The 19,562-nt window shown below is 73.4% G+C and carries 24 protein-coding genes; 11 read left to right on the top strand and 13 right to left on the bottom strand.

Annotated elements, in window-relative coordinates; all coding sequences use genetic code 11:
• Positions 1 to 6: 6 nt before the first annotated feature.
• The 6 genes from Ani05nite_RS08845 to Ani05nite_RS08870 form a co-directional block, all read right to left on the bottom strand.
• On the bottom strand, positions 7 to 423 hold the full coding sequence (locus tag Ani05nite_RS08845) for a VOC family protein (protein ID WP_203766688.1): 417 nt from the start codon (positions 421 to 423) through the stop codon (positions 7 to 9).
• Complete coding sequence (locus Ani05nite_RS08850; RefSeq protein ID WP_203766689.1) at positions 416 to 1,264, bottom strand: helix-turn-helix transcriptional regulator; 849 nt, start codon at positions 1,262 to 1,264, stop codon at positions 416 to 418. The genes Ani05nite_RS08845 and Ani05nite_RS08850 overlap by 8 nt, the downstream gene beginning before the upstream one ends.
• A gap of 83 nt (positions 1,265 to 1,347) precedes the next feature.
• The gene (locus Ani05nite_RS08855) at positions 1,348 to 1,851 is read right to left on the bottom strand and encodes a hypothetical protein (RefSeq protein ID WP_203766732.1); all 504 of its coding nucleotides are present in this window, start codon (positions 1,849 to 1,851) and stop codon (positions 1,348 to 1,350) included.
• A 15-nt stretch (positions 1,852 to 1,866) separates the two neighbouring features.
• Entirely contained in the window at positions 1,867 to 3,513 is a 1,647-nt protein-coding gene (locus Ani05nite_RS08860; RefSeq protein ID WP_203766691.1) for a RecQ family ATP-dependent DNA helicase, read from the bottom strand.
• A gap of 39 nt (positions 3,514 to 3,552) precedes the next feature.
• A complete protein-coding gene (locus Ani05nite_RS08865) occupies positions 3,553 to 4,503 on the bottom strand; it encodes a TIGR03557 family F420-dependent LLM class oxidoreductase (RefSeq protein ID WP_203766693.1) in 951 nt (316 codons plus the stop codon).
• Positions 4,504 to 4,521: 18 nt separating this feature from the next.
• Positions 4,522 to 4,662 carry a hypothetical protein gene (locus Ani05nite_RS08870; RefSeq protein ID WP_203766695.1) on the bottom strand — a complete coding sequence of 47 codons (141 nt, stop codon included), beginning with the start codon at positions 4,660 to 4,662 and terminating at the stop codon, positions 4,522 to 4,524.
• A 176-nt stretch (positions 4,663 to 4,838) separates the two neighbouring features.
• Here Ani05nite_RS08870 and Ani05nite_RS08875 point away from each other — a divergent pair, with 176 nt between their 5' ends.
• Positions 4,839 to 6,416 (top strand): glycoside hydrolase family 3 protein, encoded by a 1,578-nt coding sequence (locus tag Ani05nite_RS08875; RefSeq protein WP_203766697.1) that lies wholly within the window; start codon positions 4,839 to 4,841, stop codon positions 6,414 to 6,416.
• 9 nt (positions 6,417 to 6,425) lie between these two features.
• On the opposite strand, the gene Ani05nite_RS08880 is transcribed toward Ani05nite_RS08875, so the two are convergent.
• Complete coding sequence (locus Ani05nite_RS08880) at positions 6,426 to 6,704, bottom strand: GNAT family N-acetyltransferase (RefSeq protein ID WP_203766699.1); 279 nt, start codon at positions 6,702 to 6,704, stop codon at positions 6,426 to 6,428.
• A gap of 45 nt (positions 6,705 to 6,749) precedes the next feature.
• On the opposite strand from Ani05nite_RS08880, the gene Ani05nite_RS08885 reads away from it, so the two are divergent.
• The 7 genes from Ani05nite_RS08885 (at position 6,750) to Ani05nite_RS08915 (ending at position 10,952) form a co-directional block, all read left to right on the top strand.
• Complete coding sequence (locus Ani05nite_RS08885) at positions 6,750 to 7,073, top strand: hypothetical protein (protein WP_203766701.1); 324 nt, start codon at positions 6,750 to 6,752, stop codon at positions 7,071 to 7,073.
• 68 nt (positions 7,074 to 7,141) lie between these two features.
• Positions 7,142 to 7,963 (top strand): DUF1206 domain-containing protein, encoded by an 822-nt coding sequence (locus tag Ani05nite_RS08890; RefSeq protein WP_203766703.1) that lies wholly within the window; start codon positions 7,142 to 7,144, stop codon positions 7,961 to 7,963.
• Between the two features lie 94 nt (positions 7,964 to 8,057).
• Positions 8,058 to 9,245 carry a mechanosensitive ion channel family protein gene (locus Ani05nite_RS08895; protein WP_203766705.1) on the top strand — a complete coding sequence of 396 codons (1,188 nt, stop codon included), beginning with the start codon at positions 8,058 to 8,060 and terminating at the stop codon, positions 9,243 to 9,245.
• Positions 9,246 to 9,320: 75 nt separating this feature from the next.
• Positions 9,321 to 9,755 carry a phage holin family protein gene (locus tag Ani05nite_RS08900; protein WP_203766707.1) on the top strand — a complete coding sequence of 145 codons (435 nt, stop codon included), beginning with the start codon at positions 9,321 to 9,323 and terminating at the stop codon, positions 9,753 to 9,755.
• Positions 9,752 to 10,216 carry a DUF3618 domain-containing protein gene (locus tag Ani05nite_RS42345; protein ID WP_203766709.1) on the top strand — a complete coding sequence of 155 codons (465 nt, stop codon included), beginning with the start codon at positions 9,752 to 9,754 and terminating at the stop codon, positions 10,214 to 10,216. Before Ani05nite_RS08900 ends, Ani05nite_RS42345 begins: the two co-directional genes overlap by 4 nt.
• Entirely contained in the window at positions 10,213 to 10,485 is a 273-nt protein-coding gene (locus Ani05nite_RS08910) for a DUF4235 domain-containing protein (RefSeq protein WP_203766711.1), read from the top strand. The genes Ani05nite_RS42345 and Ani05nite_RS08910 overlap by 4 nt, the downstream gene beginning before the upstream one ends.
• A 263-nt stretch (positions 10,486 to 10,748) precedes the next feature.
• Positions 10,749 to 10,952, top strand: coding sequence for a cold-shock protein (locus Ani05nite_RS08915; protein ID WP_007458127.1), 204 nt, complete (start codon positions 10,749 to 10,751; stop codon positions 10,950 to 10,952).
• Between the two features lie 105 nt (positions 10,953 to 11,057).
• Here Ani05nite_RS08915 and Ani05nite_RS08920 read toward each other — a convergent pair whose 3' ends face one another.
• Both Ani05nite_RS08920 and Ani05nite_RS08925 read right to left on the bottom strand, forming a co-directional pair.
• Positions 11,058 to 11,264 carry a hypothetical protein gene (locus Ani05nite_RS08920; RefSeq protein WP_203766714.1) on the bottom strand — a complete coding sequence of 69 codons (207 nt, stop codon included), beginning with the start codon at positions 11,262 to 11,264 and terminating at the stop codon, positions 11,058 to 11,060.
• Between the two features lie 10 nt (positions 11,265 to 11,274).
• Positions 11,275 to 12,252, bottom strand: coding sequence for an aldo/keto reductase (locus tag Ani05nite_RS08925; protein ID WP_203766716.1), 978 nt, complete (start codon positions 12,250 to 12,252; stop codon positions 11,275 to 11,277).
• A 64-nt stretch (positions 12,253 to 12,316) separates the two neighbouring features.
• Here Ani05nite_RS08925 and Ani05nite_RS08930 point away from each other — a divergent pair, with 64 nt between their 5' ends.
• Positions 12,317 to 13,087 (top strand): trans-aconitate 2-methyltransferase, encoded by a 771-nt coding sequence (locus tag Ani05nite_RS08930; protein ID WP_203766718.1) that lies wholly within the window; start codon positions 12,317 to 12,319, stop codon positions 13,085 to 13,087.
• 9 nt (positions 13,088 to 13,096) lie between these two features.
• Entirely contained in the window at positions 13,097 to 14,137 is a 1,041-nt protein-coding gene (locus tag Ani05nite_RS08935) for an adenosine deaminase (protein WP_203766719.1), read from the top strand.
• Here Ani05nite_RS08935 and Ani05nite_RS08940 read toward each other — a convergent pair.
• The 4 genes from Ani05nite_RS08940 to Ani05nite_RS08955 form a co-directional block, all read right to left on the bottom strand.
• Entirely contained in the window at positions 14,122 to 14,280 is a 159-nt protein-coding gene (locus Ani05nite_RS08940) for a hypothetical protein (RefSeq protein ID WP_203766721.1), read from the bottom strand. The two genes, Ani05nite_RS08935 and Ani05nite_RS08940, sit on opposite strands and share 16 nt — an antisense overlap.
• Positions 14,281 to 14,302: 22 nt before the next feature.
• The gene (locus Ani05nite_RS08945) at positions 14,303 to 16,549 is read right to left on the bottom strand and encodes an RICIN domain-containing protein (RefSeq protein ID WP_203766723.1); all 2,247 of its coding nucleotides are present in this window, start codon (positions 16,547 to 16,549) and stop codon (positions 14,303 to 14,305) included.
• 241 nt (positions 16,550 to 16,790) lie between these two features.
• Positions 16,791 to 18,104 (bottom strand): HAMP domain-containing sensor histidine kinase, encoded by a 1,314-nt coding sequence (locus tag Ani05nite_RS08950; RefSeq protein WP_239129521.1) that lies wholly within the window; start codon positions 18,102 to 18,104, stop codon positions 16,791 to 16,793.
• A gap of 104 nt (positions 18,105 to 18,208) precedes the next feature.
• A complete protein-coding gene (locus Ani05nite_RS08955) occupies positions 18,209 to 18,898 on the bottom strand; it encodes a response regulator transcription factor (RefSeq protein ID WP_203766725.1) in 690 nt (229 codons plus the stop codon).
• A 108-nt stretch (positions 18,899 to 19,006) separates the two neighbouring features.
• Between Ani05nite_RS08955 and Ani05nite_RS08960 the strand changes: the two genes are divergently transcribed.
• Positions 19,007 to 19,562 (top strand): ADP-ribosylglycohydrolase family protein (locus Ani05nite_RS08960; RefSeq protein ID WP_203766727.1); only part of this gene is annotated, 556 nt, incomplete at its 3' end.

The following is a 19,562-nucleotide window of genomic DNA, read 5'->3' on the forward strand; positions in this document are numbered from 1 at the left end:
GGCCGGTCACGCCGCCGCCACCGGCTCGCCGCGATAGGTGCCGAACGACCACAGGTTGCCCTCCGGGTCGCGCACCGCGAAGTCCCGCGAGCCGTAGTCGGTGTCGTTCAGCTCGCGGACGACGGTGGCCCCGGCCTTGACCGCGCGGTCGTGCAGGCCGTCCGGGTCGTCGGTCACCACGTACGCGCCGAAGGTGCCCGGCGTCAGCGCCCACGGGTCGTCCGGGTCGTCACGGTGGGAACCCAGCATGATGCCGCCGCCCGGGGGCCAGGCCAGCTCGGCGTGGTGGACGCGGTCGCCCTCGCCGTACACCGCGGTCTCGACGAAGCCGAAGGCATCCACCAGGAAACGGATCAGGGCGCGGGCGTCCCGCGCGCGCAGGGTGGGCCACACCTGCGGGGGAGGAGTCGTCTTGTCAGCCATGACGGTCATGATGCGCCCCGGCCGCCGGGCGGTCTTGGACGAAAGTGAACTCGTCGGCCAGCCACCGCGACGGCGAGCAGCCGGCCAGGGCCCGGAACTCGCGGGTCAGGTGGGCCTGGTCGCAGAAGCCGGTCTCGGCCGCGACCCGGGCCAGCGGGGCGCCCGGGGCCAGCCGGCGCCGGGCCCGGTCGAAGCGGATCACCCGGGCCGCCTGCTTGAGTCCGAGCCCGGTCTCGGCCCGGAACCGGTCGGTGAGGTGCCGCGGGCTCCAGCCGACCTCGCCGGCCAGGTCGCGGACCGCGAGCCGGCCGCCGGCGCCCAGCAGCCGCCGGAACGCGTGGCTGATGTCGGGATGCACGCCGGTCTCGTGGCGCCGGGACCGGGCCAGCAGCGCCCGGTCCAGCGCGGCGAACCGCTCCGGCCAGCTCCGCGCCGCCCGCAGCCGGGCCCGCCACCGCTCGACCTCGGCCACGCCGAGCAGCTCGGCCAGATCGAGGTCGAGCCCGGCCAGCTCACCGGCGGGCAGGCCGAACAGCGCGCGGCAGCCGAGCGGGTGCACCGCCACCTGCACGCCGGCCTGCCGGCCGCCGTGCGCGATCAGGGCCGGCGCCAGGTGCAGCCCGCCGACCAGGGCGCCGTAGCTGCCCGGCGTCTGCCGGCGGTCGGGATGGGCGTGCACGACCAGCGGGTCGTCGAGCGTCAGGACGAGCGTGAGGTACGGCGACGGAAGACCCCGATGGGTCACGACCGGCACGCCGCGCTGGCGCCACCCCGCGTAGTGCGCCACGTACGGCCGCAGCCCCGCCGAGGGCCGCGCCCGCGCGGACTCGTCGACCATCATGTCCCCGAGCATCGCATCCGGGGCCGGGCCGGCCCAGGGCCGCGCCGGTCACCAGGTCGCCGGCGCGGCTCCCGGGCCGGAGCTCACTCGGCCAGGGTCTTGGCCAGCGTGTCCCGGAAGTTGCGCTCGCTGTCGGTCACGACGTCGCCGCCGATGCCCAGCACGCCGCCGCTGGAGGCCGCGCCCACCACGCTCTCGGCGATCTCCACCAGCCAGTGCTTGTACGTCTCCGCGTCCGCCGGGTCGGCCTTGGCGGCCAGCAGCGCGGAGGCCTCGGCGGCGCGCCGCACGACGTCCTGGCCGTAGCCCACCGGGTCGGCCGGCTCGATGGCCGGCAGCTCCTCGCCGCGGTCGGGGTCGCCGGTCTGGTCCAGCACGGCCCGGGCGATCGCGGTGACCAGGCGGCTGGCCGAGCCGCGCGCGTCGGAGATCTGGTCGAGCCCGGCGGCCGTCTCGGCCCGGGTCTTGCGGGCGCTGTCGTGGGTCGCCACGCTGGCGGCGGTCAGCACCGACTGCGGCAGGCCGACCAGCAGCCCCCACTCGGCGTCGGTGAAACCGAACGTGGCGTACAACGGTTCGTCGGTCACGATGTCCTCACTCACTCACTTCTTCTTCTCAGCGACCAGCAGCGCGTGCTCCTGGACGACCGGCACCGAGAGGGTCTTGTAACCGACCTCGTCGAAGAGCACGGTCATGCGATCCTCCTCGTACCCCATCACCATGCCGGGACCCCACTCGGCGTGCCGCACCGTGCTGTGCACGGCGAACGGCTCGTCGCCGGTCCCCTCGTCGGTCTCCTCGGCCACGCCCTCGGCACAGTTGTCGCAGTGCCCGCACCGGTGGGTGAGATCCTCGCCGAAGTAGGCCAGCAGGGTCTGGGAGCGACACGCGTTGCTCTGCGCGTACCCGCGCATCATGTCGGTGCGGGAGCGCTGCACGACCTGCTGGCGCTCGTACTCGGCGACCGCGGCCTCGGCCGCCGCGGCCGGCAGCGGCGCGAAGACCGGGACCGTCCACTTGTTGCCGCTGCCCGCGACCGCCGCGCCGACCTGCTCCAGCAGGCCGAGCAGCTGGCCCAGCTTGCGCGGGCCGAGGCCGGTCCTGTCCTTGAGCGCCGTCTTGGTGGCCGGGCCGGCCCGCAGCGCGGCGGCCAGTTCCCGCAGCTCGGCGACGTCGGGGGAGCCGCCGGTGAAGAAGCGCTGGATCGCCTCGTCCTCGGCCCGCCACAGCAGCAGCGCCCGGCTCGGCTCGCCGTCGCGGCCCATCCGGCCGATCTCCTGGAAGTAGCTGTCCGGGGAGTCGGGCAGGGCCACGTGCGCGACCCAGCGGATGTTCGGCTTGTCGATGCCCATGCCGAACGCCGAGGTGGCCACCATGATGTCCACCTTGTCGGCGAGGAAGTCCTCGTGGGCCTCCTCGCGGGCGCCGCCGGCCATGCCGCCGTGGTAGAACGCGGCGCTGTAGCCGGCTGCGGTCAACCGCTCGGTGAGCTCCTCGGCGGCGCGCCGGGTCGCCACGTAGATGATGCCCGGCCGCTCGGTCTCGTCCAGCAGCGTGGTGAGCCGGCGCCACCGGTAGTCCTCGTCCGGGCAGTACGCGACCTCGAGGAACAGGTTGCTCCGGTCCAGGCCGGAGACGTGGATCTCGGGGTTGTTGAGGTGCAGCCGGGCGATGATGTCGTCGCGGACCGGCGGCGAGGCGGTGGCGGTCAGCGCGAGCACCGGCGGCCGCCCGAGGCCCTTGATCAGGTGCCCGAGGGAGAGGTACTCCGGGCGGAAGTCGTGGCCCCAGGCGGAGATGCAGTGCGCCTCGTCGATCGCCACCAGGCCCGGGCGCAGGGCGCGGACCTCGGCCAGGCGTTCCGGGTTGGCCAGCTGCTCCGGGGTGATGAACAGGAACTCGGCGCGGCCCTCCTCGATCTCCCGGATGGCCTCGCGCTGCTGGTTGGGGGTCTCGGCGGAGCTGACCCGCACGGCGCGCACCGCCGGGTCGTCGCGCTCGTTGAGGGCGGCGATCTGGTCCTGCTGCAGGGCCAGCAGTGGCGAGATCACCACGGTCGGCCCCGGCAGCAGGACCGCCGGGATCTGGTAGATCGCCGATTTCCCGGCGCCGGTGGGCAGGACGACGAGGGCGTCGCGGCGGCGCAGCACGGCCCGCATGGGCTTGAACTGGCCGGGGCGCAGGGAGGGCCAGCCGAAGTGCTTGCGGGCGACCTTGCGCAGGCGCGGGCCGTAGATGGGTAGCTTCATCGAGCGGCCATTGTGCCCCACCGGCGTGGGATGCAAACGCTAAGCGTGCTTCGGCAGCACGTGCTCGGCGTAGAGATCGAACAGGCCCTCCCAGTGCGGGCCGGTGTTGGCCACGTAGACCTCGTCGAAGCCCGCCCGGGCGTACTTGTCGATCATCTCCAGGTGCGCGGCCGGGTCGTTGCCGCAGACGAAGGCCTCCTTGACCATGTCCTGGGTGACCAGCTGCGACGCCTGCTCGAAGTGCTTGGGCGAGGGCAGGACCTGGGAGAGCTCGCCGGGCACGCTGGCGTTGGGCCACTTCTCGTACGCGATCCGGGCACCCTCCTCCTCGCTGGACGCGAAGGCGGCCTTGAAGCCGGCCTGGCAGGTGCGCTTGCCGCCACCCTCGTCGCGGAACCGCTTGACCAGGTCCCCGTCGGGCATGGTGCTGATGTAGCCCTCGGCGATGCGCGCGGCCACCGAGGTGGCCTTGGGGCCGAAGCCGGACATCAGGATCTCGACCGGCTTCTCCGGCAGCGTGTAGATCCGGGCGTTCTCCACCGTGTAGTGCTTGCCGCGGTACGAGACCGTGCCGCCCTTCCACAGCTCCCGCATGATCTCGACGGCCTCCTCGAGCATCTCCAGCCGCACGTCGGCCTCGGGCCACGCGTCGCCGAAGATGTGCTCGTTGAGGGCCTCGCCGGTGCCGATGCCGAGCCGGAACTTCCCGCCGGTGAGCACCGCGCTGGTCGCCGCGGCCTGGGCGATCACGGCCGGGTGGATCCGCACGGTCGGGCAGGTCACCGCGGTGGTGATCGGCAGGGCGCAGGCCTGGCTGAGGGCGCCGATGGTGGACCAGACGAACGCGCTCTGGCCCTGGGCGTCGACCCACGGGTGGTAGTGGTCGGAGATCCACAGGGCCGAGAAGCCGGCCCGCTCCGCCCCCTTGGCCTGGGCGATGAGCTCGGCCGGGGTGTACTCCTCGCTGGACAGGAAATATCCGATTCGCATACCGGACGGATACCCCGGTTACTTGCCGCCGAACATGCGACGGATGGCCCAGAACAGGATCAGGGCGCCCAGCGCGACGCCGAGCAGGCGCACCGCGTGCACCTCGGACCAGTTCACGCCGGAGGCCGCCAGCCCGGGGCTCGCCCATGTCGTCCACACGGGGGGCAGTCTAAACGACCGACACTTCAAGGTGACTTAATAGAAAGGTTTGTTGACTGAAACGTCGAAGTGGGTGACCATAGGTCGTCGCCGCGCCCATGACGGTTGTCGGTCGATCACGTTGGGGGACGTGCTCGCTGAGCGCGTATTCGTCGTCACCGGAGGTACGCGGACACATGCCGAATCATGGCGATTTGCCAGTTCTTGCCGCGACGGTGCTGCAACCCGGGTTCGAAGGCGCCACGGCGCCCGACTGGGTGCGCCGCTGGCTCGCCGACGGGCTGGGCGGCGTCGCCCTGTTCGCCCGCAACGTCGAGACTCCCGCGCAGGTCGCGGCCCTGACGGCGCAGCTGCGGGCGGAGCGGCCGGACGTCATCGTGGCCATCGACGAGGAGGCCGGCGACGTCACCCGCTTCGAGTCGCGGCACGGCAGCTCCCGCCCCGGCAACCTGGGCCTGGGCGCGATCGACGACGCCGAGCTGACCCACGCGGTCGCCCGCGACCTCGGCCTGGAGCTGGCCCACGCGGGCATCACCCTGGACTACGCCCCGGACACCGACGTCAACAGCAACCCCGACAACCCGATCATCGGCGTCCGGGCCTTCGGCGCCGAGCCTGCCCTGGTGGCCCGGCACGGCGCGGCGTGGATCAGCGGCCTGCAGGAAGCCGGCGTGGCCGCCTGCGCCAAGCACTTCCCGGGCCACGGCGACACCGCCGTCGACTCGCACCACGACGTGCCGCTGATCGACCGCAGCCGCGAACGGCTGGCCGAGGTCGAGCTGGTGCCGTTCCGGGCCGCCATCGCCGCCGGCGTGCAGTCGATCATGACTGGTCACCTGCTGGTGCCCGCGTACGACCCGGAGCTGCCCGCGACGCTCAGCCGGCGCATCCTCACCGGCCTGCTCCGCGAGGAGCTGGGCTTCCAGGGCCTGATCGTCACCGACGGCATCGAAATGCAGGGCGTGCGCCGCGCGTACGGGCTCGAGGGGGCGACCGTGCGGGCGCTGGCCGCCGGCGCCGACGCCATCTGTGTCGGCGGCGACCACGCCGACGAGCACACCGCGACCCGGCTGCGCGACGCCATCGTCGCGGCCGTGCGCGCCGGCGAGCTGAGCGAGGAGCGGCTGCACGACGCCGCCGCCCGGGTACGCCGGCTCGCCGCCTGGACGCTGCGGACGCAGACCGCGATCGGCGCCCGGACCGTGGCGGACGCCGCCGGCTCGGCCGCCCCCGGGATCGCCGTCATGGGTGGCTCGGCCGTCGGACAGGCCGCCGCGCGCCGCGCCGTCAAGGTGACCGCCACCGCCGGCGCCCCCGAGCTGCCGCTGACCCGCCCGGCCCACGTGGTCGAGTTCGCGCCGCCGCGCAACATCGCCATCGGGGCCGAGACGCCCTGGGGCGTGGGCGCGCCGCTGGGCACGCTGCTGCCGGGCACCACCTCCGTGCGCCTGAGCGCCGAGGACCTGAGCGGGACGGGTGACGCGGCCGCCGCGGTGCTCGCCGACGCCGGCGACCGCCCGCTGGTGCTGGTGGTCCGGGACGTGCACCGGCACCCGTGGATCGCCACCGCGCTGCACGACGTGCTGGCGGTCCGGCCCGACGCGATCGTGGTGGAGATGGGCGTGCCGGTCGCGGTCAGCGGCGGCCTGCACCTGGCCACCCACGGCGCCACCCGCGCCTGCGGGCAGGCGGCGGCCGAGATCATCGCCGGGACCTCGGTGCCGGTCCCGTCGGCGCAGGCGCTGGCCGCCTGACGGACCCGCTCAGGCGACGATGGCGTCGTACTCGGGGTGGTCCGCGACGTAGCGGGCGAAGAACGGGCAGGCCGGCACGACCTTCGCGCCCCGCTCGCGCAGGGTGTCGAGGGTCCGCCGGGCCAGCACGCCGCCCAGGCCCCGGCCGCGGTGCGCCGGGTCCACCTCGCTGTGCACGACGACCACGGCGCCGTCGCGGTCGCGGTAGTCGGCGAAGCCGCCGACCTCGCCGTCGAGCAGCAGCTCGAAGCGGTGGCGGGCGGGGTTGTCCTGCACGGTGACGTCCATCCGGCCAGCCTAGGGTGGCCCGCGGGCCGTACTGTTGATCGGGTGATGAACACCGCAGCACGGCGCGTCCCCGCCCTGTTCACCGCCGCCGCCCTCGGGCTGGCCCTGCTCGCCGGCTGCAGCAGCGACAACGTCGACTGCGGCCTGGACCAGTGCACCGTGACCCTGGACCGGGACACCAGCGCGAGCGCGAGCGTGCTGGGCGTCGAGGCCAAGTTCGTCAGCGCGGACGCCAACACGGTGACCCTCGAGGTGGCCGGGGAGCAGGTCCAGCTGACCAAGGGCCAGCAGGCGGTCAACGTCGGCGGCCTGCAGATCTCGCTGGACAGCATCACGGCCGACCAGATCGGGTTCCAGGTCTCCCGGTAGCCCTTAGCACGCGCGCGGTGGCACGGGCGGCAGGTTTCAAAAAACCGGCCGCAGGTCAAACATGGTGCATGTCTGCCACCCAGCACGCCCGGAGTTCGGCGTCACGCGCCGCCGACAGCAAGCCCCTCGAATACCTCGTCCGCGGTGGCTTCGTCATGTACGGCGTCATCCACCTGCTGATCGCCTGGCTCGCGCTGCAGGTGGCGATCGGCGGCTCGGCGAAGTCGAGCGACCAGTCCGGCGCCCTGCGGGATCTCGTCAGCAAGCCCTTCGGCAAGACCCTGGTGGTCATCGCCGTCATCGGGTTGATCGCGTTGGCCATCTGGCAGGCCTTCCAGGCGGCCATCGGCCAGAGTGGCGCGCAGGGCAAGGAGGCGGTCGCCGAGCGGGTGGTCTCCGGCTTCCGGGCCCTCATCTACCTGTCCTTCGCCTGGACCGGGATCCGGGTGCTGCAGGGATCGGGGAAGTCGACCGGCGACAGCCAGCAACAGGGCGCCTCGACGCTGATGGACAACACCGGTGGTCGCTGGCTGGTGGGGCTGATCGGCCTGGTGGTGGTCGGCGTCGGCATCGGCCTGGTGGTCTACGGCGTCACCAAGAAGTTCGAGCGCAAGCTCAACACCCAGCAGATGAACGCGACCGTGCAGAAGACCACCCGCCGCCTCGGCGTCGCCGGCTACTCGGCCAAGGGCGTCGCCTACGCCATCGCCGGTGGCCTGGTCGTGGCCGCGGCCGTGACCTACGACCCGGAGAAGGCCCGCGGCCTGGACGCCGCCCTGCGCCTGCTGGCCCGGCAGTCCTACGGTCCGTGGCTGCTCGGCCTGGTCGCGCTGGGCATCGCCGCCTTCGGGATCTACTGCTTCTCGCAGGCGCGCTACCGCAAGGTGTGACGTATCCCAAGCTGTGATCCGGGCGGATGGGCGTGGTCCACCCCGGTGGGCAGGGCAAGCTGGGGCGCTGGCAACGACGTCTGGAGAGGGAACCGTGACCAGCCTGCTCAGAGCCCTGCTCACCGTCGTGTCGGCCGCCGGCGCGGCGATCGTCCTGGTGGAGACCCTGCACTGGGCCGTCGAACGCCTCGGACGCCGTTCGCCCCTGCTGCACGACCTGGCCCGGACGGCGCACCGGCCGTTCCTGGCCACCGTCACGATCTTCGCCGTGCAGCAGGCCGTCCGGGCCGCCGGCGGCAACTTCCCGGGCCGCGCCGCGGTGCTGCACGCCCTGGTCCTGCTGGTGATAGCGGCCGTCGCGTGGCTGGTCGCGGCGCTGGCGCTGGTGCTGGAGGACGTCGCGCTGGCCCGCTGGCGCGTGGACGTGCCGGACAACATGAAGGCCCGCCGGGTCAAGACCCAGGTCGTGATGCTGCGCCGGGTCACCGTGGTGGCCGTCGTGGTCCTGACCCTGGGCGTCATGATGATGACCTTCCCGGCGGTCCGCGCCCTGGGCGCCAGCCTGCTGGCCTCCGCGGGTCTGATCAGCGTCATCGCCGCGGTGGCGGCCCAGAGCACGCTGAGCAACCTCATCGCGGGCCTGCAGCTGGCCTTCAGCGACTCGCTGCGCATCGACGACGTGGTGGTCGTCGAGGGGGAGTGGGGCCGGATCGAGGAGCTGACCCTGACCTACGTGGCCGTGCAGATCTGGGACGACCGCCGGCTGATCCTGCCCACCTCGTACTTCACCACCAAGCCGTTCCAGAACTGGACCCGGACCGGCTCGGCCGTGCTCGGCACCGCGGAGATCGACGTGGACTGGTCGGCGCCGGTCGAGCCGATGCGCGCGGAGCTGCGCGCCGTCTGCGAGGGCACCGAGCTGTGGGACGGCCGGGTCTGCGTGCTCCAGGTGACCGACGCGGTGGGCGGCATGATCCGGCTCCGGGCCCTGGTCAGCGCGCACGACGCCGGCTCCCTGTGGGACCTGCGCTGCCTGGTGCGCGAGCGCCTGGTGGCCTGGGTCTTCGAGCACCGGCGGGACGCCCTGCCGCGGCTGCGCGCGGACGTGGCGCCGGGCGAGCACGCGCCGGTCCCGCCCGCCGCGCCGGGTCCGGCCGGCGCCGCGGGGCCCGACGAGGACTCCCGGGTCTTCAGCGGCGCCGGCGACGGCGATGAGCGCGCGGTGGCCTTCAGCGGCCCGGACGAGCCGGCCACGCCGGCCTCGTCCGGTATGCGGCAGTAATTCCGGCCGCCAGGCGCGAGGATTGACCATGCCCTGCGCAGGGCATAGAGGCTCCATCAGGGAAAGGAGGACACCATGGCCGATGTCCTGAACGGTAGCCCGGCCCGTCCGGGGACCGACCAGTCCACCTCGGAATTGGTCCAGAAGGCGAGCGAGCAGATCTCTCGGCTCGTCAAGGATGAGATCGCCCTCGCGAAGGCGGAGCTCACGGAGAAGGGTAAGCACGCCGGCATCGGTGTGGGTCTGTTCGGCGGTGGCGGGGTGCTCGCCCTGTACGGTGTCGGTGCGCTGTTCGCCACGCTGATCATCGTCCTCGACCTGTTCCTGCCGTTGTGGCTCGCCGCGCTGATCGTGACCGTGGTGCTGTTCGCCGCGGCCGGCGTGCTGGCGTTGCTCGGCAAGAAGCAGGTCACTCAGGCGGTTCCCCCGGAGCCCTCGGACGCCATCGCCAGCGCGAAGGCGGACGTCGACGAGGTCAAGCACGCGATCAAGAGCAGGAGCCGGGCATGAGTGACAAGAACGGAACCCCGGGGGGCAAGCCCGATGTGGCCGCCCTGCGGGAGGACATCAAGCAGACCCGCGCCGAGCTCGGCGAGACGGTCCAGGCCCTCGCGGCCAAGGCGGACGTCAAGGCCCGGGCGAAGGAGCAGGTCGAGCTGACCAAGCAGAAGGCCAAGGCGCAGGTGCACGACGCGACCGGCAAGGTGCGCGAGGTCGCGGCCGCCGCGGTCGGCGCCGCCTCGGAGAAGGTCCGTACGGCCACGGCGCAGGCCGGTGACAAGGTCGCGCTGGCCGGCGACAAGGTCAAGGAGTCGGGCGCGCTGGACAAGGTCAAGGAGTCCGGCGTGCTGGACCGGGCCCAGGAGGCGCGCACCCAGGTGCAGCGCAACCCGGTCCCGTTCGCCGCCGTGCTCGCGGCCGGGGTCGCGCTGATCGGCATCATCCTCATCGTGCGCGGGAGGCGTCAGTGAGCAAGAAGCTGCAGAAGGTGGCGTACAAGCCGGTCGGCCTGTTGCTCGGCATCGGCGCCGGCGCCATCGCGGGCTTCGTCTTCAAGGAGGTCTGGAAGATCGCCTCGGGCGACGACGACGCCCCGAACGCCACCGACGAGGACCGCGGCTGGCTGGAGATCATCGCCGCGGCCGCGTTGCAGGGTGCGATCTTCGCGACGGTGAAGGCGCTCGTCGACCGGGGCGGAGCGGCCGGCGTTCGCAAGATCACCGGGGAATGGCCCGACTGATCGCCTTCTTGTATAGACCACGGTCTAGGCCTCCGGCGCCGCTGACGCGGCGTCGGGGGCCTTTTCCGTTTCTGTCGGAGTCGACGGGATTCGGCTGAGGGGCAGCTTTCGGGCGGGTTCTTCGGGTACAGTGTGGCCAGTTTTTGTGTACGTGGCTCAGGGGTTCGTCCTTCTGAAACGCCGCCCCTCGCGGCGGCCGCTTGCGCGGAAACGACCATCGGCCCCGCATCACCGGGCCGGCATTTTCAGAAGGAGAGTTCAGCATGGCGCAGGGAACCGTGAAGTGGTTCAACGCAGACAAGGGCTTCGGCTTTATCACCGTCGATGGCGGGGGTGCTGACGTGTTCGTCCACTTCTCGGCCATCCAGACGAGCGGCTACCGCTCTCTGGAAGAGAACCAGCGGGTCGAGTTCGAGATCGCCCAGGGCCAGAAGGGCCCTCAGGCGGAGCAGGTTCGCCCGCTCTGAGACCATCCTGCCGGCGTCGCCGCCGGCCGCCGATCGCCTGGCGGAGATCGGCCTGAGTAACCCCGCATCCCTTCTTCGAGGGATGCGGGGTTTTTCTGTGCGCCGTCAGGTCTGTCGCTTGCCGCGGGCCCGGATCCGGACCCCGAGCACGATGAGCACCAGGCCCACCACGGCGACGACCGGCCCGATGACGGCCCAGATCGTCACGCCGCTCATCACGCTGCCGCCGATCAGGTCGAGTCCCTGGGCGGTCCACAGGACGCCCAGCACGACGCCCAGCAGGCCCAGGGTCAGCCAGGGCCAGCCCTTCATCGGCGTACCCTCACCAGCGGTCATGGACCTGCGGCCGGATCAGCTCGTCGTACACGGACCGGACGGCGGCGTGGGCCTCGTCGCCCAGGGGCGCGAGGTCGGCCGCGGCCGCGTTGGCCCGGGCCTGGTCGGCGTTGCGGGCGCCCGGGATGACCACCGTGACCGCGGGCTGGTCGATGATCCAGCGCAGCGCGAACTGCGCCATGGTGGCCTCGGCCGGCACGTGCGGGAGCAGCCGGCGGACGGCCTCCAGCCCGCTGGCGAAGTCCACCCCGGAGAAGGTCTCGCCGACGTCGAACGCCTCGCCGTGGCGGTTGTAGGTGCGGTGGTCGTCGGCGCTGAACGTGGTGTGCTCGTCGTAGCGCCCGGAGAGCAGGCCGCTGGCCAGCGGGACCCGGGCGATGACGCCGACACCGGCCGCGGCGGCGGCGGGCAGCACCCGCTCGAGCGGCTTGAGCCGCAGCGCGTTCAGGATGATCTGGACGCTCGCCGTGCCCGGCCGCTCGATGGCCGCCAGGGCCTCATCGACCTTCTCGACGCTGACGCCGTACGCCGCGATGCGCTTCTCCTGCACCAGGGTGTCCAGGGCGTCGTAGACGGCGCCGGTGGAGAACACCGGGGTGGGCGGGCAGTGCAGCTGCACCAGGTCGAGGGTGTCGACGCCCAGGTTGGCCCGGGAGCGGTCGGTCCAGGCCCGGAAGTTGTCGAGGGTGTAGTTGGCCGGCTCCTGGGGCATCCGGCGGCCCATCTTGGTCGCCACGGTCAGCTGCGGCCGGTCCTTGATGAACTTGCCGATGACCTGCTCGCTGCGGCCGTCGCCGTAGACGTCGGCCGTGTCGATGAAGGTGACGCCGGAGTCGACCGCCGCGGCGAGCGTGTCGAAGGCGTCCTCCTCGCTGACGCTGCCCCAGTCGGCGCCGAGCTGCCAGGCGCCCAGGCCGATCACGCCGACGGTGCGGCCCATGCGGGCGAAGCTGCGATTTTCCACGCCGCCGAGCCTACCCGTCGCTGATAGACTCCAAACAAGACGTACGTACGGTTTGGAGGGCGCCATGTGGGATCCCGCGGTGTACCACCGCTTCGGCGACGAACGCTCCCGCCCGTTCCACGACCTGGTCGCCCGGATCGGCGCCCGCCGGCCGCGCGCCGTCACCGACCTGGGCTGCGGTTCGGGCGCGCTGACGGCCGGGCTCGCCCCGCGCTGGCCCGGCGCCCGGATCACCGGGCTGGACTCGTCCGCCGAGATGATCGGCCAGGCCCGCACGCTGGACGCGCCCGTGGAGTTCGCCGTGGCCGACGTCCGGGACTGGCGCCCCGGCCCGGACACCGACGTGGTCGTCACCAACGCGGTCCTGCAGTGGGTGCCCGAGCACCGCGAGCTGCTCGACGGGTGGATCCGGGCGCTGCCCCCGGACGCCTGGTTCGCCCTGCAGGTGCCCGGCAACTTCGACGCGCCGTCGCACCGGGCCCTGCGCGCGCTGGCCCGCAGCGCGCCCTACGCGGACACGGTCGGCGACATCGTGCGCGAGGCGCCGGTGGACGACGCGGCCGGCTACGCCGCGCTGCTGACCGCCGCCGGGGCCACGGTGGACGCCTGGGAGACCACCTACGTGCACCTGCTTCCCGGCGGCGGCGCCGAACACCCGGTGCTGCGCTGGATGGAGGGCACGGCGCTGCGCCCGGTGCGGGCCGCTCTCGACGACGCGGCGTGGCGCGCCTTCCGGGCCGCGCTCGGTGCGACGCTGGCCAGGGAATACCCTGCCCGCGACGGGTACGTGGCGTTCCCGTTCCGCCGGATCTTCGCGGTGGCGCATACCGCCTAGGGGGAGAAGTTGACCGACCTGACCTCGTTCATCGCCCGGCTGCCGAAGGCCGAGCTGCACGTGCACCACGTCGGCTCGGCGTCGCCGCGCATCGTCGCCGAGCTCGCCGCCCGGCACGAGGGCAACAGCCCGGTGCCGGCCGACCCGGCCGCGCTCGCCGACTACTTCGCGTTCCGCGACTTCGGCCACTTCATCGAGGTCTACCTGAGCGTGGTGGACCTGATCCGCGACGACGAGGACGTCCGGATGCTCACCTACGAGGTGGCCCGGGAGCTCGCCCGCCAGCAGGTCCGGTACGCCGAGCTGACCGTCACGCCGTACTCGCACGTGCGGCGGGGCATCCCGGCGCCGGCCTTCTGCGCCGCCATCGAGGACGCCCGGGCCGGCGCCGCCGCGGACTTCGGGCTGGACCTGCGCTGGTGCTTCGACATCCCCGGCGAGGCCGGCACCGCCGCCGCCGAGGAGACGCTGCGGATCGCGCTCCGGGAACAGCCCGCGGGCCTGGTCAGCTTCGGCCTCGGCGGTCCCGAGGTCGGGGTGCCGCGGCCGCAGTTCAAGCCGTACTTCGACAAGGCCCGGGCGGCCGGGCTGCACAGCGTGCCGCACGCCGGGGAGACCACTGGGCCGGAGACCGTCTGGGACGCGCTGCGCGAGCTCGGCGCCGAACGCATCGGGCACGGCATCGCCGCCGCCCAGGACCCGCGGCTCATGGACCACCTGGCCGAGCACGGGATCCCGCTGGAGGTCTGCCCGACCTCCAACGTGCGGACCCGGGCCGTGCCCAGCATCGAGGAGCACCCGCTGGCCCGGCTGATCGCCGCCGGGGTGACCGTCAGCATCAACTCCGACGACCCGCCGATGTTCGGCACCACGCTGGAGGAGGAGTACGCGGTGGCCGCCCGGCTGCTGAGCCTCGACGCCGCCGGCGTGGCCGACCTGGCCCGCGCCGCGGTGCGCGCCTCGTTCCAGCCCGCGGCCGGGCGGTCCCGGCTGCTCGCGGAGATCGACGACTACGCCGCGGGGGGCGCGCCGGCTCAGAAGCCCGCGTAGAGGGGTTCCTGCCAGAGCGCCAGCACGGCGAGGATCCCCAGCACCAGGATCGTCACCACCCGGACGGCCCGGCGCCGGTTGAACCGGCCCGGGTCCTCGTCCGGCTCCAGCTCCGGACCGATCCGTACGTCCGTGTCGAGCATCGTCACTCCCCTCGCCCGGATCTCAGCCGGGAACCGCCGTCCAACTCTGGTGCAGCGCCTGCTCCGGCTGCTGCAGGACGAGCAGCCGGGACGCGCCGAAACGCTGGCTGCCCACGCCGGCGACCAGGCCGCCGGCGGTGGTGCGCAGGCTGAAGCCGTGATCGGTGGCGAACAGCGCCCAGCGGCCGCTGTCGGCCGACGTGCAGTCGCCCTGCACGAGCGGCGCGCCGGCCACCGGGTTGCCGTCCAGCGGGATCACGCACTTGCCGGTGGCCCGCGACTGCAGCGAGAAGGCGCCGCCCGAGGCGGGCACCAGCTTCCACTGCTGCTGCGAGTCGCCGTCCGGGCCGCCGAGGGTCACCGGGGTGCCGTTGGCCGTGCGGGCCGCGTACAGGTCCGCCGCGCCGCCGGTCAGCGAGTTGGTCAGCACGAACCAGGTGTTCGCGGCCGGGCGGGCGGCGGGCGCCGACTGGGCCGTGGCCCGGGCCAGGTAGCCGTGCGCGCTGCGGATGGTCACCTGGTACCTGGTGTCCGGGCGCAGGCCGATCAGCCGGGCCCGGGTGGCGACCGTGGTGGCGATCTTCACGCCGTCCACCTCGACGTCGTACGTCGCCTTGGCCGCCGCGGCGCTCCAGGTGAGCCGCACGGAGGTGCTGTTGGGCTCGCGGATCTCGAGGAACGTCTGCGCGCCGGGGGCCGCCGCGGGGGTCGTGGGGACCGCCACCGGCGCCGTCGGGCCGGCCGCCGGCGCCGTCGGGCCGGCCGCGGGGGCCCCGGTCGTCGGGGCGGGGACACCGGGCGGGCCGGGCGGGCCGGCGCCCGGTCCGGCGCCGGGCGGGGGCGCGTCGCCGCCGCCGTCGGAGGCGTCACCGCCGCTGGCGGTGGGAGCGGGCCCGCCGGCGCCGGGCGCCTCGGTCGCCGCGGTGGTGGGGGTGGCCCGGGGGGCGGCGTCCGGCTCCGGCGCGACGGTGTCGTCGACGCCGGGGATGTCGTCGCCGCCGTCGCTGCGCAGCAGGAACTCGCTCTGCGCCACGTTCCAGTTCTCGGCCAGGTAGCTGCCGGGCTTCGGGCTGGTGTGGAAGTAGTCGTCGTGACCGCAGTCGAGGCGGTTCTCGTGCTTCTTCGGGCACACCGTGCGCAGCGCCGCGCCGGAGCGGTCCTTGCCGCACATGAGGTCGTAGTCGTCGGTGCAGCTGCCCGCGCCGGTGGAGTTCGGCGAGTCCTGCAGGCGGGCGCCGAGCATCGTGGTGACCTCGCGCGCGGCCACCACCGAGCTCCAGCAGCCCGCGTCGACCCGGCCGTACGACGGCCCGCCGTTGTTGCGGTTGCCCAGCCCGGCCCGCCGGTCCGCCACGAAGGTGCCGATGCCGCAGTACACGTTGGTGTCGGCGAAGATCAGGTACTTGCGGTCGGTGCGGTTGTAGCCGAGCGTCTGCAGCGCGTCGATGTTGCCGGTGAACGACTCCAGCGCTGCCTCCGGCACCTGCACCTCGGCGACGTCGACCCGGCACTGCGGGGTGGTCACGAAGCGCACGTGCCGCGAGCCGCCGGTCTCGGCCGCGCTGGCGTCGTAGATCTGGTCGACGCCGGCCGACCAGGTGCGCATGGAGCCGAGGAAGTCGGTGTAGCGGCTCGGCGTGCCGAACTCGTGCAGGTAGAGCACCTGGACGCGCTTGCCGGTGCGCCCGTCGCCCTCGCAGGCCACGTCGTGGTTGCCCATCACGAAGTCGGCCTCGCCGGGCGCGGCGTCCGGGATCAGCGCCGGGGCGCCGGGCGAGAGCGAGCTGCCGCCCTGGTCGCGGACGATCTCGGCGTCGGGCGGGACGGCCGCGGCCTCGCGCACGGGCTCGGCCGGCTCCGGCACCTTCGCGGTGACCGGGGCCACGTCCCGGGTCACCCGCAGCCCGGCCGGCGCCGGGTCGGGACCGTGCGTGCAGGTCTCCTCGTCGAGCTCGTAGATCCCCGCGCAGAGCGAGTCCTCGTCGCCGGGCTTGAGGCCGAAGTAGACCAGGCCCAGCCCGGGGTTGTCGGCCGGCTTGGCGGCGTAGGTGATCCGCTCGCCGCCCGCCCCGCCGTCGTCGCCCGTCCAGCCACCGTTGATCACGCTGGGTCCGACCACGCCGCCGACGCCGAGCATCCCGACACCCAGCAGGAACGGCAGCAGCCGGTGGCTGCGCGGGCCGGCCCGCCGTCGTCCCCGGTCGGGGGTGGCTCGCCGCCGGGTGGACGGCGCCTCCCCCCGCGGCACGGGACGTCGGTGGGTGGACAAACCATCTCCTCGTACTGCGGGGGCGCGGTGGGAGGGGGTTATGGGGTGACCACCTCCCACCGCGAGGTGACTCGCCGGATCCGTGGTGTGGGGTCGTGCGTCGTGCGCACCGGCGAGCCGGATGGGATCGGGGTAGAGCGTGCCAGCCCGGGAGCGCCAGGGGAACGCCTTTAATACAGATCTAAGCAATCGTTGTACCGTCCGGGTTGTTTCGCGGGGCGCGGTGTGGCGGAGCCGTTTTCTACGCGTCGTCCGTGCGTTGATGCGGCCATTTGCGCTTCACCGGATCGCGCTCCCGGGCCAGCCGGCCGACCAGGCCGAAGCGGTTCACCTGTTTGGGCGCCGCCTCGGCGTCGGCCAGCAGCATGACGACGCTGGCCCCGCCCATCGCGGCCCGGTCCAGGCTCACCGAGCCGCCGGTGGCCTGCGCCGCCCGCCGCGCGATGTCCAGGCCCAGGCCGGTCGAGCCCTGGTCGCTCTCCCCGCGGCGCAGCGCCTTCTCCGGGTCGTCGATGCCCGGCCCGGCGTCGTCCACCCGGACCGCGACCCAGCCGTCCCGGCGGCTGATGCCCACCTCGAACGCGGTGCCCTGCGGGGTGTAGCGGAAGACGTTGCCCAGCACCGCGTCCAGCGCGGCGGCCAGCTCGGCCCGGGCCACCGGCACCGGGATGCGCAGGTGCGCGCCGACCACGCGGTACTGGCGGCCCTGGTCGCCGGCCAGCGCGGACCAGAAGACCATCCGGTCGCGGACCACCTCGCTGGCGTCGCAGAGTCCCTCCTCGGGCGCCGCGACCTGGGCCGCGACGGCCTGCCGGGTGGTGTTGATGAGCTGGTCGACCTCGCCCTCGAGGGTCACGATGGCCTGCCGGATGCGCCGGATGCCGCGCCGGCGGTCCAGTTCGGCCGCGGAGTACTCGCCGATGTGGGTGTCGTCCGGGTCGAGCGCCTCGGCGTCCAGGCGCAGCACCGTCAGCGGGGTGCGCAGCCGGTGCGACAGGTCGGCGACCAGCTCGCGCTCGCTGGTGCGGGAGGTGACCAGGCGGTCGGCCATCCGGTTGAACGCGTACCCGGCCTCGGCCAGCTCGCGCGGGCCGGACGGCTGGATCCGGACGCCGAGGTCGCCGCCGCCGACGGCCATCGCCGCGTGCACCAGGTTGCGCACCGAGGCCACCGCGCCGCGGGCCAGCCGGTCGACCACGATCACCGAGCCGACCACCAGCACCAGCATGATCCCGAGCAGGATCCACCAGTCGCGGGCGGTGCCGGCGCCGAGCTCCTCGTCGCTGACGAAGGCCTCGACCACGGAGGTCTTGTCGCCCGACCGGGCCGGCTCGAGGCGGACCAGGCCGTCGCCGGCCTCGATCACCAGCGCCTCGGTGCCCTTGGCCGCCTCCAGGATGTCGTCGGCGCCGACCCGGGTGTTGGTCACCGTCTCCGGCGGGTGCACCACGAGGCCGCCGCCGGCGGCCTTGACCGCGGCGTCGACGCCCTTCTTGTCGGCCCCGGCCGAGATGGCGCCCGCGACCTTGGCGCTGCGCTGCTCGGCGGCGGACATGGCCTGGTCACGGTGGTCGGCCCGCAGTTCCCAGGCGAGCGGTACGAGGAACGCGAGGGCGGCGATGGCGGTGGTGGCGGCGCTGACGTAGGCCAGCCGCGCCCTCAGTCCGGCGCCACCAACCGGAATCCGACCCCCCGCACGGTGCGCAGGTAGCGAGGCTTCGCCGCGGACTCGCCCAGTTTCCGACGTAGCCAGTACAGATGCACGTCGATCGTCTGGTCCTCGCCGACTGACGGCTGTCGCCATACCTCCTCCAACAGCTCACGGCGCGACACGACCCGGCCCGGGCGGGCGGCCAGGTACGCCAGCAGGTCGAATTCCTTGCGGGTCAGCGCCAGCGGCTGGTCGGCCAGGCTGGCGCTGCGTTCGCCGACGTCCACCCGCAGCTCGCCGACCTCGTGCACGGCGGGCTGGGCGGTGCGGCTGGCCCGGCCGACGCGGCGCAGCACCGTGGTGATCCGCGCGTCGAGGTGGGCGCCGGTGAACGGCTTGACCATGTAGTCGTCGGCGCCGGCGCGCAGCAGCCGCACCACGGTCTGCTCGTCGTCGCGCGCGGTGGCGATGATGATCGGGACGTCGGTGATGCCGCGCAGCATGCGCAGCGCGTCCGAGCCGTCCAGGTCGGGCAGGCCGAGGTCGAGCACCACGAGGTCGGGGGTCTCGGCGGCGACGCGGCGCAGGGCGTCCAGGGCCGTGCCGACGGCGTGCACGGCGTGCCCCCGGTCGGCCAGCGACCGGAGCATGGCACCGCGCACGACGTGATCGTCCTCGACGAGCAACACCGTGGCCATGCAGAGAAGGTACTGCCCTTGGCAAGCCACGCCGAATCCGTCATCCAGAGGCAGCCATCGATCACCGAGAGTCACCGAAAACCGGACCCGATAGGATGGAAGGCACCGATGACCTTCACCCTCTTTCCCGCCGCCCGGCTGGCCCTGGCCACCGACAGCCTGGCCGGTCTCTCGGTCGGCGACGCGCTCGGCGCCCAGTATTTCGTCCCCGGCCACCACGCCGCCGACCTCGCCCGGGGCCATCTGCCCACCCCGCCGTGGCCGTGGACCGACGACACCGAGCAGGCCTGCTGCCTGCTCGCCGCCCTGACCGCCAGTGACGAGCTCAGCCTCGACCGAGACCACCTCGCCGACCTGCTCGGCCGGCATTTCGACGCCTACCGCGGCTACGGACCGGGGGCGGTGATCATGCTCCGGCAGATCCGCGAGGGCACTCCGTGGCCGATCGCGGCGGCCGCCGCCTTCGACGGCCAGGGCTCGGCCGGCAACGGCGCCGCGATGCGCGCCGCCCCGATCGGGGCCTGGCACGCCGACTCCCTGGCCCACGCCGCGGCCCAGGGCGCCCGGGCGGCCGAGGTCACCCACGCCCACCCCGAGGGCATCGCCGGCGGGGTGGCGGTCACCGTCGCGGCGGCGATCGCGGCGGCGGCCCGCCTCGGCGGCC

It is taken from the genome of Actinoplanes nipponensis (assembly GCF_016862275.1).
Taxonomy (GTDB): Bacteria; Actinomycetota; Actinomycetes; order Mycobacteriales; family Micromonosporaceae; genus Actinoplanes; species Actinoplanes nipponensis.

Excerpts from the sequence above, each read along its gene's own strand:
- Ani05nite_RS08845 (WP_203766688.1), bottom strand. The coding sequence starts at position 423 with ATGGCTGACAAGACGACTCCTCCCCCGCAGGTGTGGCCCACCCTGCGC.
- Ani05nite_RS08850 (WP_203766689.1), bottom strand. The coding sequence starts at position 1,264 with ATGATGGTCGACGAGTCCGCGCGGGCGCGGCCCTCGGCGGGGCTGCGG.
- Ani05nite_RS08860 (WP_203766691.1), bottom strand. The coding sequence starts at position 3,513 with ATGAAGCTACCCATCTACGGCCCGCGCCTGCGCAAGGTCGCCCGCAAG.
- Ani05nite_RS08865 (WP_203766693.1), bottom strand. The coding sequence starts at position 4,503 with ATGCGAATCGGATATTTCCTGTCCAGCGAGGAGTACACCCCGGCCGAG.
- Ani05nite_RS08875 (WP_203766697.1), top strand. The coding sequence starts at position 4,839 with ATGCCGAATCATGGCGATTTGCCAGTTCTTGCCGCGACGGTGCTGCAA.
- Ani05nite_RS08880 (WP_203766699.1), bottom strand. The coding sequence starts at position 6,704 with ATGGACGTCACCGTGCAGGACAACCCCGCCCGCCACCGCTTCGAGCTG.
- Ani05nite_RS08885 (WP_203766701.1), top strand. The coding sequence starts at position 6,750 with ATGAACACCGCAGCACGGCGCGTCCCCGCCCTGTTCACCGCCGCCGCC.
- Ani05nite_RS08890 (WP_203766703.1), top strand. The coding sequence starts at position 7,142 with ATGTCTGCCACCCAGCACGCCCGGAGTTCGGCGTCACGCGCCGCCGAC.
- Ani05nite_RS08900 (WP_203766707.1), top strand. The coding sequence starts at position 9,321 with ATGGCCGATGTCCTGAACGGTAGCCCGGCCCGTCCGGGGACCGACCAG.
- Ani05nite_RS42345 (WP_203766709.1), top strand. The coding sequence starts at position 9,752 with ATGAGTGACAAGAACGGAACCCCGGGGGGCAAGCCCGATGTGGCCGCC.
- Ani05nite_RS08915 (WP_007458127.1), top strand. The coding sequence starts at position 10,749 with ATGGCGCAGGGAACCGTGAAGTGGTTCAACGCAGACAAGGGCTTCGGC.
- Ani05nite_RS08920 (WP_203766714.1), bottom strand. The coding sequence starts at position 11,264 with ATGAAGGGCTGGCCCTGGCTGACCCTGGGCCTGCTGGGCGTCGTGCTG.
- Ani05nite_RS08930 (WP_203766718.1), top strand. The coding sequence starts at position 12,317 with ATGTGGGATCCCGCGGTGTACCACCGCTTCGGCGACGAACGCTCCCGC.
- Ani05nite_RS08940 (WP_203766721.1), bottom strand. The coding sequence starts at position 14,280 with ATGCTCGACACGGACGTACGGATCGGTCCGGAGCTGGAGCCGGACGAG.
- Ani05nite_RS08950 (WP_239129521.1), bottom strand. The coding sequence starts at position 18,104 with ATGTCCGCCGCCGAGCAGCGCAGCGCCAAGGTCGCGGGCGCCATCTCG.
- Ani05nite_RS08955 (WP_203766725.1), bottom strand. The coding sequence starts at position 18,898 with ATGGCCACGGTGTTGCTCGTCGAGGACGATCACGTCGTGCGCGGTGCC.